12 protein-coding genes are annotated in these 12,913 nt (G+C 61.3%); 6 read left to right on the top strand and 6 right to left on the bottom strand.

Annotation, left to right across the window (positions count from 1 at the left end; genetic code table 11):
- Nucleotides 1-123: 123 nt before the first annotated feature.
- Nucleotides 124-546, top strand: coding sequence for a universal stress protein (locus KHQ24_RS20310; RefSeq protein WP_032456392.1), 423 nt, complete (start codon nt 124-126; stop codon nt 544-546).
- Here KHQ24_RS20310 and KHQ24_RS20305 read toward each other — a convergent pair.
- A complete protein-coding gene (locus KHQ24_RS20305) occupies nt 543-1,457 on the bottom strand; it encodes a LysR family transcriptional regulator (RefSeq protein ID WP_025999155.1) in 915 nt (304 codons plus the stop codon). The two genes, KHQ24_RS20310 and KHQ24_RS20305, sit on opposite strands and share 4 nt — an antisense overlap.
- 120 nt (nt 1,458-1,577) lie before the next feature.
- On the opposite strand from KHQ24_RS20305, the gene KHQ24_RS20300 reads away from it, so the two are divergent.
- Nucleotides 1,578-3,389, top strand: a complete 1,812-nt coding sequence (locus KHQ24_RS20300) for an adenine deaminase (protein WP_080828048.1) — start codon at nt 1,578-1,580, stop codon at nt 3,387-3,389.
- Between the two features lie 2 nt (nt 3,390-3,391).
- Nucleotides 3,392-4,735 (top strand): NCS2 family permease, encoded by a 1,344-nt coding sequence (locus tag KHQ24_RS20295; protein ID WP_023318729.1) that lies wholly within the window; start codon nt 3,392-3,394, stop codon nt 4,733-4,735.
- Here the strand turns inward: KHQ24_RS20295 and KHQ24_RS20290 are convergent.
- Nucleotides 4,725-5,624 (bottom strand): LysR family transcriptional regulator, encoded by a 900-nt coding sequence (locus tag KHQ24_RS20290; RefSeq protein WP_004201589.1) that lies wholly within the window; start codon nt 5,622-5,624, stop codon nt 4,725-4,727. The genes KHQ24_RS20295 and KHQ24_RS20290 overlap by 11 nt on opposite strands.
- 183 nt (nt 5,625-5,807) lie before the next feature.
- On the opposite strand from KHQ24_RS20290, the gene KHQ24_RS20285 reads away from it, so the two are divergent.
- Nucleotides 5,808-6,125, top strand: a complete 318-nt coding sequence (locus KHQ24_RS20285) for an RcnB family protein (RefSeq protein ID WP_017899344.1) — start codon at nt 5,808-5,810, stop codon at nt 6,123-6,125.
- A complete protein-coding gene (locus tag KHQ24_RS20280) occupies nt 6,100-6,561 on the top strand; it encodes a GNAT family N-acetyltransferase (protein WP_032456396.1) in 462 nt (153 codons plus the stop codon). Before KHQ24_RS20285 ends, KHQ24_RS20280 begins: the two co-directional genes overlap by 26 nt.
- On the opposite strand, the gene apbC is transcribed toward KHQ24_RS20280, so the two are convergent.
- Nucleotides 6,558-7,667 carry an iron-sulfur cluster carrier protein ApbC gene (gene apbC, locus KHQ24_RS20275; protein ID WP_062914156.1) on the bottom strand — a complete coding sequence of 370 codons (1,110 nt, stop codon included), beginning with the start codon at nt 7,665-7,667 and terminating at the stop codon, nt 6,558-6,560. The genes KHQ24_RS20280 and apbC overlap by 4 nt on opposite strands.
- Nucleotides 7,668-7,820: 153 nt before the next feature.
- On the opposite strand from apbC, the gene metG reads away from it, so the two are divergent.
- Entirely contained in the window at nt 7,821-9,854 is a 2,034-nt protein-coding gene (gene metG / locus KHQ24_RS20270) for a methionine--tRNA ligase (protein WP_032456480.1), read from the top strand.
- Between the two features lie 110 nt (nt 9,855-9,964).
- Here metG and KHQ24_RS20265 read toward each other — a convergent pair whose 3' ends face one another.
- The 3 genes from KHQ24_RS20265 to KHQ24_RS20255 are packed head-to-tail and all read right to left on the bottom strand — an operon-like array spanning nt 9,965 to nt 12,884.
- Nucleotides 9,965-10,435, bottom strand: a complete 471-nt coding sequence (locus KHQ24_RS20265; protein ID WP_017899341.1) for a DUF1456 family protein — start codon at nt 10,433-10,435, stop codon at nt 9,965-9,967.
- Between the two features lie 47 nt (nt 10,436-10,482).
- Nucleotides 10,483-11,202, bottom strand: coding sequence for a two-component system response regulator BtsR (gene btsR / locus KHQ24_RS20260; RefSeq protein ID WP_004144215.1), 720 nt, complete (start codon nt 11,200-11,202; stop codon nt 10,483-10,485).
- On the bottom strand, nt 11,196-12,884 hold the full coding sequence (locus tag KHQ24_RS20255) for a sensor histidine kinase (RefSeq protein WP_004201596.1): 1,689 nt from the start codon (nt 12,882-12,884) through the stop codon (nt 11,196-11,198). The genes btsR and KHQ24_RS20255 overlap by 7 nt, the downstream gene beginning before the upstream one ends.
- Between the last annotated feature and the right edge of the window lie 29 nt (nt 12,885-12,913).

Below are 12,913 nucleotides of genomic sequence, written 5' to 3'. Positions count from 1 at the left end.
CTCCCCCGCCGCCCGTCAGGCCGCGGGGGAGCGTTATCTTCAGGCAAACGCGCCCGCGGGTTTGCCATCCCCCCGTATGCGGCTCAAAATACGCTGAGGACAACTTTATGCGCGGAGGTATTTATGGCGCTTTATCACCATGCGCTGGTACTGATCAACAGCAGTCAGGACGGCGTCCCGCTGCTCGAGCATGCCGCCAGAATGGCAGAAGAGAACGGCATGCGCATCACCATCGCCCACATCAGCACCGACTACCGGGCGCTGAACTATGTTTCCGACAGCCTGCGCGACGATCAGGTCTCGCAGGAGGTGATCCAGGCCAAAGCCCTGCTCAACGAGCTGGCCTGCACCGTCTCCCTGCCGGTGGATACTCTCTCGCTGGTGACCACTCGCCGGTTTGAAGATGTCGAAGCCTGCATTCGACAGCGGCAGATCGATTTAATTATTGCCGGGCACCATAACCGGCTGCTGGGCGTCCTCTCCTCACACTCGCTGGAGTACATCAACCACTTAACCATAGACGTGCTGATCAAGCACCTGCCCTAGCGCAAGGCGGCCTGTAGCAGGGAAAAACAGTCTTCGATAAGCGGCGGCAGCGCCTGCGGCCCGCGCATCAGGGCCACCGTGCGGGTCAACGCCGGCTGCTGCAGTTGGGCGACCTTGAGCGCCGGGTCCTGCAGATGGGTGGTGTACAGCTCCGGCAGAATCGCCACCGCTAAGCGCGAGCGTACCAGGCCATACAGGGTTTCGATATAGTCCACCTGGTAGCGGGTGGTTAGCGTAAGGCGATGGCTCTCCACTAATGCCGCCACCAGCCGCTGGATATTGCCCTTCGAGAACACGGCAATGTCCCGCCCCACCAGCTGTTTCCACGGCAGATGCGCCTGCGCGGCCAGCGGATCGTCGCGGTGCAGCACCGCCACGAAGGGATCGTCGCGCAGCGGATAGACCAGCAATTCCGCGGGCAGTGAGCTGTCGATCGCCCCGATGCCGAAATCAATCTCGCCACGCTGCAGCGCCAGGATAAGCGCATCGTTGGTCTGATCGTGAAATTCAATGCGCAGGCGGGGAAAGGCCTGGGCCAGGGTCTGCGGCAGCAGCGGAAACAGCAGCGAACTGACCGACGGCACCAGGCCGATGCGCACCGTCCCGTCGCCGCCCGCCTCGACGATCTGCTGCATATCGAAAAAGGCCGCCTGCGCCACGCTGAGGATCCGCTGGGCGTGGGGTAAAATCGCCGCCCCCAGCTCAGTCAGGGTGACCGCCGAAGCGGTGCGGTTGACCAGCTTGCCGCCGAGCACCGTTTCAATCTGCCGCAGGGCGCTGCTCAGCGCCGGCTGGCTAATCGCCAGCCGACTGGCGGTATCGGTAAAATGGCGCAGCTGGGCCAGGGTGACGAAATACTGAAGCTGTTTAAGTGAGAGCGCGGGCAGCCGCTGCCAGGGTTCTTTCATTATCGGGTTCGCTACGGTGGTCCTGCACAATAACCCGAGCTTATCGGGTGATAAATTTATTCATCTGGGCAAACGTTTGCTGTGCCCCTAGAGTATCCGCATTATCCTTGTGCCGGAGTGGTTATGTCCAGCAATGCTCAAGTCCGCCGTCGCGCCGTGCAGGCCGCGCGCGGCGAATCCCCGTTTGATCTGCTGCTGGTCGATGCGCAGATCGTCGATATGGCCACGGGCGAAATTCGTCCCGCTGACGTCGGTATCGTCGGCGAGATGATCGCCAGCGTCCACCCCCGCGGCAGCCGCGCCGACGCCCATGAAGTGCATTCCCTGGCCGGTAGCTACCTGTCGCCCGGCCTGATGGACACCCATGTGCACCTCGAAAGCTCGCATCTGCCACCCGAGCGCTACGCCGAAATCGTCCTCACCCAGGGCACCACCGCGGTGTTCTGGGATCCGCATGAGCTGGCCAATGTTCTCGGCGTCGAGGGCGTGCGCTACGCGGTAGACGCCAGCCGCCACCTGCCGTTGCAGGTGATGGTCGCCGCGCCGTCGAGCGTCCCCTCCACCCCCGGCCTCGAAATGTCCGGTGCCGATTTCGCCGGCGCGGAAATGGAGACCATGCTCGGCTGGCCGGAAGTGCGCGGTGTGGCGGAAGTGATGGATATGCACGGCGTGCTGCACGGCAGCGAGCGGATGCAGGAGATTGTCCAGGCCGGTCTCAACAGCGGCAAACTGATTGAAGGCCATGCCCGCGGCCTGAGCGGCGCCGACCTGCAGGCCTACCTCGCCGCCGGCGTCACCTCCGATCATGAACTGACCTCGGCGGACGACGCGCTGGAAAAACTGCGCGCCGGACTGACGATCGAGATCCGCGGCTCGCACCCCTATCTGCTGCCGGATATCGTCGCGGCGTTGAAAACGCTGCCGCACCTCTCCTCGCAGATCACCGTCTGCACCGATGACGTGCCGCCGGATATGCTGCTGGAGAAAGGCGGGATCATCGCCCTGCTCAACCTGCTGATCGAGCACGGTTTACCGGCGGTCGACGCGCTGCGTTTCGCCACCCTCAACGCCGCTATTCGTCTGCAGCGCCACGATCTCGGGCTGATTGCCGCCGGGCGGCGCGCCGATCTGGTGGTGTTTGACTCCCTGGAAAAACTGGCGGCCCGCGAAGTCTATGTTGGCGGGGAACGGCTGGCCCAGGCCGGCCGCCTGCTGAAGCCGATCGCCCCGGCGCCGGGCGTAACGCCGCCGCGCGATACCTTACAGATAGCCCCCCTCGCCGCCGATGACTTTATCCTGCGCATCAAGGGCATTCGCCACGGCGTCGCCCGCCTGCGCCATATCCGCGGCGCGCGCTTCACCCAGTGGGGTGAGGTCGAGGTGCAGATCCGCGACGGCCAGGTCCAGCTGCCCGCCGGCTTCAGCCTGATCTGGGTCAAGCACCGCCACGGCCGCCATCAGGCGACGCCGCAAATCGCCCTGCTTGAAGGCTGGGGCGAGCTGCGCGGCGCCATCGCCACCAGCTACTCCCACGACTCACACAATCTGGTGGTGCTCGGGCGCGATGCTGAGGATATGGCGCTGGCGGCCAACCAGCTTATCGCCTCCGGCGGCGGGATGGCGCTGGCGCAACAGGGCGAGATCCTCGCCCATGTGGCGATGCCGATTGCCGGCATGCTGTCGGATCTGCCGGCCGTCGAGCTGGCGCGTCAGTTCCGCGAGCTGCGCGATCTGAGCAGCAGAGTCGCTGACTGGGAGCCGCCGTACCGGGTCTTCAAGGCTATTGAAGGCACCTGTCTTGCCTGTAACGCCGGGCCGCATTTAACCGATTTGGGTCTCACCGACGGCGGCAGCCGCCAGATAGTCGACCCGTTGATAGCCTGCCGGGAGACCCCGGCGCCAACGCCTCACAACAATAATCCTCAGGGAGCCTGAGCATGGCCGATAACACACTTCACTCTTCCGCCCGCGATAACTGGCTGGAGCGCCGCTTTGCGCTGCGCTCGCGCGGCGGCACGCTACGCACTGAATGCCTGGCCGGGATCACCGGTTTCCTCGCCGCCGCCTATTTACTGGTGGTCATCCCGGGACTGCTGGCGATCGGCGGGATGGACAAAGGCGCCGCCACCACCGGCACCATTCTGGTCTTCGTCGTCGGTTCGCTGCTGATGGCGTTTTACGCCAACCTGCCGTTTATCGTCGGCCCGGGCATTGGCGGCTCGGTGCTGGTAGGGGTTACGCTGGCCGGTAGCGAGGGGATTGGCTGGCAGACAGGCCTCGGGATCGCCTGCTGGTCAGGGGTTCTCTTCTTCCTGCTGACCCGCTTTGGCCTGCGCGAAGTGGTCACCCGCTCGGTGCCGCAGTCGATCAAGCTGGGGCTGACGGCCTCCATCGGCCTGTTTGTCGCCGTTCTCGGCTTTCGCAACGCCGGGCTGGTGCTCGCCAATGCCAAAACCAACGCCCTGATGCTCGGCGACTTTCTCGCCCCCGGCGCGCTGGTGGCGCTGTGCGGCCTGTTCCTGGCGATAGCCCTGCAGGCGCGTAAGGTGCCAGGCGCCATTTTGTGGGCCATTCTGTGCGCTACCCTGGTGGGGATCCCGTTCGGCGTGACCAAACTGCCGACGCATTTTATCGATGTCCCCCACTCGCTGGCGCCGGTGCTGGGACAGGTCGACCTGCTGGGGGCGTTAAACATCGCCTTCCTGCCGTTCCTGTTCGTCTTTTTCGCTTCTGAGTTTTTCTCCACCATGGGGACGACGCTGGCGGTGGGCGGCGAGGCAGGTCTGCTGGATGAAGAAGGCAACATGCCGCAGATTAATCGCCCGTTTATGGTCGATTCGATTGCTGCGGCGCTCGGCCCGTGGGTGGGGATTCCGGCGGCAACGGCGCTGATCGAGTCCTCGGCGGCAGCGGAAGCCGGCGGCAAAACCGGCCTCACCGCGCTGTCGGCAGCGGTGATGTTCCTGCTGATGCTGCTGTTCACGCCGGTGGCGCTGATGATCCCGAAGGAGGCCACCGCCCCGGCGCTGATCCTGATCGGCCTGAACATGTTCAGCGGCCTGCGCAAAGTGGATCTCGGCAACTTCACCGACGGCCTGCCGGTGCTGATGATGGTGATGATCACCCTCATCGCCAACAGCTTCGGCACCGGTATCGCCGGCGGGCTGCTGTTTTACATTGTGATCAAGGCCATCGCCGGCAAGTGGCGGGAAATCCCGATTGGCCTGTGGGTGCTGGCCGTCCCGCTGGTCTACTACTTCGCGACCTTAGTCAGACATTAAGCCCTTCACAATGTGCTTTCACCTCTTCATATAACAAACGCACCGCGGCAGAGAGCTGCTTGCGGTGCGGACAAATCAGGTTTAACGGCACCATATCCCCCTGGTAACGCGGTAGCAGGCGCCGCAGGCGGCCCGCCCGCAGATCGTCGCTGACGTCGAGCATCGATTTATAGGCAATGCCCTCCCCGGCCACCGCCAGCCGCCGGATCACCTCCGCGTCGTCGCTCATCACCGTGCCGGAGACCTTCTGCTGCTGAACTTCTCCGTCGAGGCTCAGTGACCAGCGGTCGAACGGGCGGCCGCGCAAAATGTAGATCAACGCATTGTGCTGGCCGAGCTCCTGAAGGGTCTGCGGCTCGCCGTGGCGGGCGATCCACTCTGGGGAGGCCACCAGCACCCGACGATTTTCCGGCGCCACCGGCAGCGAAATAAACGAGGCGTCATCGTTATTGCCATAGCGAAACGCGACGTCCACCGGATCTTTAAACACGTCGGTCAGTTGGTCGGAAAAGAGCAGCCGCAGGCGCAGCGCCGGATGGCGTTGCCGAAAGTCGCGGAACAAGGTCAGGAGCAGGTTACGCCCGAGGTCTGACGGCACGGCAATCTGCAGCATGCCGCGAATTTCATCATCCGGGGTCTGGATCTTCTGCAGGCCGGCCTCGAGGGTATCGAGCATCTGGGTGGCATACGGCAGCCAGGTCTCCCCCTCCGGCGTCAGGCGCAGGCTGCGGGTCGAGCGGGCGAACAGGCGAATATTGAGGATCGTCTCCAGACGTTTAATCGCCGCGCTCACCTGCGCCGGCTGCTGCCCCGCCTCGCGCGCGGCGTCGCTAAAACTGCCCAGTGCCGCGGCGCGGACAAATAAGGTCAGATCTTCCAGCCTGAACATGCCGATTCTCCCCTGCTTCAGATTGCTCCCAAAATACGCATCACCGTCGCTGCAACGCAAGCAGCGCAGGACTTGCGCCGTGTTTTGCTTACACTTTTTAAAAATCCAGTGCTTGCCATTTCAGCAACGCATCAGGAATGATACGAGGCTGCTATTTTGAGTCCAGGTAATATTGAGGAAATTATGCGTAAAACAAAAATGATGCTTCTGGGCGTACTCCTTGCCACCGCTGGCGCCAGCTGGACGGCTTCTGCCGCGGGGATCGAGCAGTATGCGCTGAAAGAGTTCACCGCCGACTTCACCCAGTTTCACATTGGCGACACCGTTCCGGCGATGTACCTTACCCCGGAATACAACATCAAAGGCTGGCAGCAGCGTAATCTTCCCGCGCCGGACGCCGGCAGCCACTGGACCTATATGGGCGGTAACTACGTGCTGATCACCGACACCGAAGGCAAAATCCTCAAGGTGTACGATGGCGAGATCTTCTATCATCGCTGATCCGCTCAATATCCGCATCCGCCCCGGCGAACCAGCGGACTTTCCGGCGCTGCGCCAGCTCTTCCTGCGGGCGCGCAGTGTGTCGTGGACCTGGCTTCCCTCCACGACCTGGCGGCTGGAAGATTTTGATGCCGCCACCGCGGATGAACAGCTGTGGGTCGCGGAATGCGACGGCCTGCCGGTGGGCTTTGCCGCCGTATGGACCGCCGATAATTTCCTTCACCATCTGTTCGTCGACCCGGACTGGCAGGGCAAACATATCGGCAGCGCGCTGCTGGCGCAGGTCGAACGGACCTTTACCGCCAGCGGGACGCTGAAGTGCCTGATGGAAAATAAAAACGCCCTGCGCTTCTACCAGCGTCACGGCTGGACCATCGAAGCACAGGGCGCCTCGCCCGAGGGCGGATACTGGCTGATGCGCTCGCCGCGGCCTTAAACGGCGCGGAAGGCAATCTCACCCGGGATCACTTCTCCCTGCCAGTACATCTGGGCCGCCACCCGGCCCGCCAGCTGGCGGTAAATGTCGGTAAATTCGCTGTCCGGACGCGCCACCACCGTCGGCGTGCCGTTATCCAGATCTTCCCGCAGCGTAATATGCAGCGGCAGCTGGCCCAGCAGCTGGGTGTGGTATTTCTCGGCCAGTTTTTGCGCGCCGCCGGTGCCGAAGATCGGCTCGTGGTGCCCGCAGTTGCTGCAGATATGCATGCTCATGTTTTCCACGATCCCCAGCACTGGCACTTCCACTTTCTCGAACATCACGATGCCCTTTTTGGCGTCGATCAGCGCGATGTCCTGCGGCGTGGTGACCACCACCGCGCCGGTCACCGGAATGTTCTGCGCCAGCGTCAGCTGAATGTCGCCAGTGCCCGGCGGCATATCCAGCACCAGGTAATCCAGATCCGGCCACAGGGTCTCCTGCAGCATCTGCATCAGCGCCTTGCTGGCCATCGGGCCGCGCCAGACCATGGCGTTGTCGTCAGTCACCAGGTAGCCGATGGAATTGGTGGCCAGCCCGTACTTCATGATCGGCGCCATATGGGTGCCGTCCGGCGAGGTCGGGCGGCTGTCCTCCGCGCCAAGCATGGTGGGAATCGACGGGCCGTAGATATCGGCATCCAGAATGCCCACCTTCGCCCCTTCCGCGGCGAGTGCCAGCGCCAGGTTTACCGCCGTGGAGGATTTACCGACGCCGCCTTTCCCGGAGCTGATGGCGATAATGTTCTTCACGCCGTTGATCCCGGGCTGGTTTTTCACGCGCTTGAGGGTGGCGATGCTGTGGGTCAGCTTCCAGTCGATAGCCTTCGCGCCAGTGATGCGCAGCAGCTCGGCGCTGCACTGCTCTTTCAGCGCTTCGAAGGCGCTGCTCCAGACGAACGGCATCTGCAGCTCAATATGAATGGTATCATCCAGCCAGGCGACATGGTGCAGCGCCTTGAGGGTGGTGAGGTTATGCTTCAGGGTTGGGTGCTGGAAATTGGCCAGCGTCCCGGCGACCATCGCACGTAGGCGCTCGGGGGATTTGGCCTGGGATTGCGAATTCATCCCGACTCCTTTGTTGTTTTGAGATGCTTTCAGTAATCACAGAGTTTATCACAGGTAAGGATTATCCATATATGGGCAGCCATTTATGGCGCACCCACAGCCCTTTTGGTAATATCGGAAGCCCTTTTTACAACAGAAGATGTAATGCTCACTATGACTCAAGTCGCGAAGAAAATTCTGGTAACGTGCGCCCTGCCGTACGCCAACGGCTCCATCCACCTCGGCCACATGCTGGAGCACATCCAGGCTGATGTCTGGGTCCGTTACCAGCGAATGCGCGGCCATGAAGTCAACTTCATCTGCGCCGACGACGCCCACGGCACGCCGATTATGCTCAAGGCGCAACAGCTCGGTATCACTCCGGAGCAGATGATTGGCGAGATGAGTCAGGAGCATCAGACCGATTTTGCCGGCTTCGACATCAGCTACGACAACTATCACTCGACGCACAGCGATGAGAACCGCGAGCTGTCGGAGCTGATCTACACTCGTCTGAAAGAGAACGGCTTTATCAAAAACCGTACCATCTCTCAGCTCTACGATCCGGAAAAAGGCATGTTCCTGCCGGACCGTTTTGTGAAAGGCACCTGTCCGAAGTGTAAATCTCCAGACCAGTACGGCGATAACTGCGAAGTGTGCGGCGCGACCTACAGCCCTACCGAGCTTATCGACCCGAAATCGGTGGTCTCCGGCGCCACGCCGGTGATGCGTGACTCCGAACATTTCTTCTTCGACCTGCCGTCATTCAGCGAAATGCTGCAGGCGTGGACCCGCAGCGGCGCGCTGCAGGAGCAGGTGGCGAACAAAATGCAGGAGTGGTTTGAGTCCGGCCTGCAGCAGTGGGACATCTCCCGCGATGCGCCGTACTTCGGCTTCGAAATTCCGAACGCGCCGGGCAAATACTTCTACGTCTGGCTGGACGCGCCGATCGGCTACATGGGCTCCTTCAAGAACCTGTGCGACAAGCGCGGCGACACCACCAGCTTCGACGAATACTGGAAGAAAGACTCCACGGCCGAGCTGTATCACTTTATCGGCAAGGACATCGTCTACTTCCACAGCCTGTTCTGGCCGGCGATGCTGGAAGGCAGCAACTTCCGTAAGCCGACTAACCTGTTCGTGCACGGCTACGTGACGGTCAACGGCGCGAAGATGTCCAAGTCGCGCGGGACCTTTATCAAGGCCAGCACCTGGTTAAATCATTTCGACGCTGACAGCCTGCGCTACTACTACACCGCCAAGCTCTCTTCGCGCATCGATGACATCGACCTTAACCTGGAAGACTTTATCCAGCGCGTGAATGCCGACATCGTCAACAAGGTGGTTAACCTCGCCTCGCGCAACGCCGGCTTTATCAGCAAGCGTTTTGACGGCGTGCTGGCCGCTGAGCTGGCCGACCCGGCGCTGTACAAAACCTTCACCGACGCGGCGGAAAGCATCGGCGAAGCGTGGGACAGCCGCGAGTTCGGTAAGGCCATCCGCGAAATCATGGCGCTCGCCGACGTGGCCAACCGCTATGTCGATGAGCAGGCGCCGTGGGTAGTGGCGAAACAGGAAGGCCGCGACGCCGACCTGCAGGCCATCTGCACCATGGGTCTGAACATGTTCCGCGTGCTGATGACCTGGCTGAAACCGGTCCTGCCGCAGCTGGCCGCGCGTGCGGAAGCGTTCCTCAACAGCGAGCTGAGCTGGGACGCCATTCAGCAGCCGCTGCTGGCGCACAAGGTCAATCCGTTTAAGGCGCTGTACAACCGCATCGAGATGAAACAGGTGGAAGCCCTGGTTGAAGCGTCAAAAGAAGAGGTGAAAGCCGCAGCTGCGCCAGTGACCGGCCCGCTGGCGGACGATCCGATTCAGGACACCATCACCTTTGATGATTTCGCCAAAGTCGATCTGCGCGTGGCGCTGATTGAGAACGCGGAATTTGTTGAAGGCTCCGACAAGCTGCTGCGCCTGACGCTGGATCTGGGCGGCGAGAAGCGTAACGTCTTCTCCGGCATCCGCTCCGCTTATCCGGATCCGCAGCCGCTGATTGGCCGCCTGACGGTGATGGTCGCCAACCTGGCGCCGCGCAAAATGCGCTTCGGTATCTCGGAAGGGATGGTGATGGCCGCCGGCCCTGGCGGGAAGGATATCTTCCTGTTAAGCCCTGACGACGGCGCCAGGCCGGGTCAGCAGGTGAAATAATAAAAAAAGCCGGATTAACCATCCGGCTTTTTTTTGCCCGGCGGCGCTGCGCTTGCACGGGCCTACGGGTTATGTAGACCGGGTAAGGCGAAACCGCCACCCGGCAAAAATCACGGTTTCGGGTGATGCACCCGCTGGGTCAGCCCGCGCAGGAAATTGCGCAGAAACTGGTCGCCGCACTCGCGGTAGTTTTTGTGGTCAGGCGATCGCATCATGGCGGTCACTTCCGGCACTGACACGCGGTATTTCTGCTCGCTCATGATCGCCACAATATCGTCCGTTTTCAGCGAGAAGGCGATCCGTAGCTTTTTCAGCACCGTGTTGTTATTCACCCGACGCTCCAGCGCTAACTCCGGCGCCGAATCGTCTTTGCCGCGCTTGTCATAGATAAGGCCGTTGAGGAAACCCGACAGAATAATGTCCGGGCAGCGGACAAAGCCCTCTTCATCCTCTTTCGTGGTCCAGGTGTCGAAGCTGGCGGAGGTGGATTCCATCGCGGATAGCGCAAGAATGCGCACCATATCGTTATTATTGACTTTCAGGGTGTAGCGCAGGCTACGAAGAATATCATTACTGAGCATGAGTGCCTTTTACTGTCGATGATGCAATGGGGCGCAGTGTAGCAGCTTTACAGGCCAATCGCCTCTTTCAGGCTTTTTAAATAGCGTCGGCTCACTGGCACCGTTTGCCCGGCGCGCATTAGCAGCTCCGCCTGACCATTCTCCTCCAGGCGAATCTCCTTCAGGTGCGCCATATTCACCAGATACTGGCGATGGCAGCGCAGCAGCGGCGTGCGGCTCTCAAGGGTGCGCAGGGTCAGCTCGGTAAACCCTTCCTTGCCCTCGCGGTCGGTCACGTAGATGCCGCTCATCCGGCTGCTGACGAAGGCTACATCCTCCATCTGCAGCAGCCAGATACGGCTGTGACCGGTACAGGGTATGTATTTCAGCGTCTGCTGAGCATCATCCAGCAGCGACACATCCTGCAGATTACGCTCCTGGCGCAGGCGGGCGAGGGTTTTCTCCAGCCGCGCAGCTTCAATCGGCTTGAGCAGATAGTCAAAAGCGTGCTCCTCAAAGGCTTTCACCGCGTATTCATCAAAGGCGGTGAGAAACACAATATAGGGGCGGTGCTCCGGGTCGAGCATCCCGACCATCTCCAGACCGCTGATGCGCGGCATCTGGATGTCGAGAAACAACACGTCGGGACGCAGTTTATGTACCGCGCCAATCGCCTCCACCGCGTTGCCGCACTCGCCGACGATCTCGATATCGCGCTGTGTCTCCAGCAATATACGCAGGTTTTCCCGCGCCAGCGGCTCATCATCGACGATCAATACTCTCAGCATGCATTCTCCTCCAGGGGCAGACGTAGGGTGACACGGGTAAAGCGCTCCGGCTCGCAGGTGACGCTGATGCCGCAGTCGGCGCCAAAACGCGCCCGCAGCCGCCTGTCCACCAGATTCATCCCCAGCCCGCTGGCCTGAGGGTTGGCCTGGTACAGCCCGGCGTTATCTTCGATATCCAGCTGCAGCCAGCGATCGTCCTGGCTGGCGCGAATGGTAATTTCGCCGACGCCTAGATGCTGCGATGTGCCATGCTTAATGGCGTTCTCCACGATCGGCTGGAGGGTAAAGGCCGGCAGCTGGTGATGCGCCAGCCCTTCCGGCACCGCCATCTGGATCTGCAGGTTAGCCTGAAAGCGGGCCTTCTCAATCTGCAGATAGGCGTTAACATGCTCTATCTCATCGGCGAGGGTGACGATTTCCGTCGGCCGCTTCAGGTTCTTGCGAAAGAAGGTCGACAGATACTGCACTAGCTGGCCGGCCTGCTCGCTGTCGCGACGGATCACCGCCTTCAGGGTGTTGAGCGCGTTAAACAGGAAGTGCGGGTTAACCTGGGCATGCAGGAGCTTGATTTCGGATTGCGTCAGCAGCGCCTTCTGCCGCTCGTACTGCCCGGCGAGGATCTGCGCCGACAGCAGCTGAGCAATACCCTCTCCGAGGGTGCGGTTGATCGAACTGAACAGACGGTTTTTCGCCTCATACAGTTTGATGGTGCCGATCACCCGCTGGTTCTCACCGCGTAAGGGGATCACCAGCGTCGATCCCAGCTTACAGTGCGGATGAATCGAGCAGCGGTAAGGCACCTCGTTGCCGTCGGCATACACCACCTCCCCGGTCTCAATCGCCCGTTGCGTATACGACGAGGAGATAGGTTTGCCCGGCAGATGGTGGTCGTCGCCGATGCCGGTAAACGCCAGCAGCTTGTCGCGATCGGTGATCGCCACCGCGCCGATATCCAGCTCCTGGATAAGCACCTGGGCCACCTTCATGCTGTTCTCTTCGTTGAACCCCTGACGCAGGATCCCCTCGGTGGACGCCGCCACCTTCAGCGCCGTGGCGGAAAAAGCGGAGGTGTACTTCTCGAACATCGCCCGCTTGTCCAGCAGAATGCGCATAAACAGCGCCGCACCGACGGTATTGGTCACCATCATCGGCGCGGCAATGCTCTGCACCAGATGCAGGGCGTCCTGGAACGGGCGGGCAATCAGCAGAATGATCATCATCTGCACCAACTCGGCCACGAAGGTGATCGCCCCGGCGGTGAGCGGGCTAAAGACTTTGTCCGGCCGGCCGCGTTTGACCAGCACGCTGTGCACCAGACCGCCCAGTAGCCCCTCGACGATGGTGGAGACCATACAGCTTAAGGCGGTCATCCCCCCCAGTGAGTAGCGGTGCAGGCCGCCGGTCAGCCCCACCAGCCCGCCGACCACCGGGCCGCCGAGCAGGCCGCCCATCACGGCGCCGATGGCGCGGGTGTTGGCGATAGAGTCTTCGATATGCAGACCAAAATAGGTCCCCATAATGCAGAAAATGGAGAAGGTGACGTAGCACAGCAGCTTGTGCGGCAGGCGAACGGTGACTTGCATCAGGGGGATAAACAGTCGGGTTTTGCTCATCAACCACGCGATGACCAAAAATACGCACATCTGCTGAAGCAGCAGCAACACCAGATCAAACTCGTACATACCCGCAAACCACACATTTCAGAAAGCGC

Origin of the sequence: Klebsiella sp. 54 (assembly GCF_018223875.1) — a bacterium.
Taxonomy (GTDB): Bacteria; Pseudomonadota; Gammaproteobacteria; order Enterobacterales; family Enterobacteriaceae; genus Klebsiella; species Klebsiella quasipneumoniae.
Note: the sequence above shows the minus strand (reverse complement) of the source record. Positions and strands in the feature narration are given on the sequence as shown.

Bases quoted from the DNA above. Each gene is read 5' to 3' on its own strand.
- KHQ24_RS20290 (WP_004201589.1), bottom strand. From the start codon at position 5,624: ATGTTCAGGCTGGAAGATCTGACCTTATTTGTCCGCGCCGCGGCACTG.
- KHQ24_RS20295 (WP_023318729.1), top strand. From the start codon at position 3,392: ATGGCCGATAACACACTTCACTCTTCCGCCCGCGATAACTGGCTGGAG.
- KHQ24_RS20255 (WP_004201596.1), bottom strand. From the start codon at position 12,884: ATGTACGAGTTTGATCTGGTGTTGCTGCTGCTTCAGCAGATGTGCGTA.
- KHQ24_RS20265 (WP_017899341.1), bottom strand. From the start codon at position 10,435: ATGCTCAGTAATGATATTCTTCGTAGCCTGCGCTACACCCTGAAAGTC.
- btsR (WP_004144215.1), bottom strand. From the start codon at position 11,202: ATGCTGAGAGTATTGATCGTCGATGATGAGCCGCTGGCGCGGGAAAAC.
- KHQ24_RS20280 (WP_032456396.1), top strand. From the start codon at position 6,100: ATGGCGAGATCTTCTATCATCGCTGATCCGCTCAATATCCGCATCCGC.
- KHQ24_RS20300 (WP_080828048.1), top strand. From the start codon at position 1,578: ATGTCCAGCAATGCTCAAGTCCGCCGTCGCGCCGTGCAGGCCGCGCGC.
- KHQ24_RS20285 (WP_017899344.1), top strand. From the start codon at position 5,808: ATGCGTAAAACAAAAATGATGCTTCTGGGCGTACTCCTTGCCACCGCT.
- KHQ24_RS20310 (WP_032456392.1), top strand. From the start codon at position 124: ATGGCGCTTTATCACCATGCGCTGGTACTGATCAACAGCAGTCAGGAC.
- metG (WP_032456480.1), top strand. From the start codon at position 7,821: ATGACTCAAGTCGCGAAGAAAATTCTGGTAACGTGCGCCCTGCCGTAC.
- apbC (WP_062914156.1), bottom strand. From the start codon at position 7,667: ATGAATTCGCAATCCCAGGCCAAATCCCCCGAGCGCCTACGTGCGATG.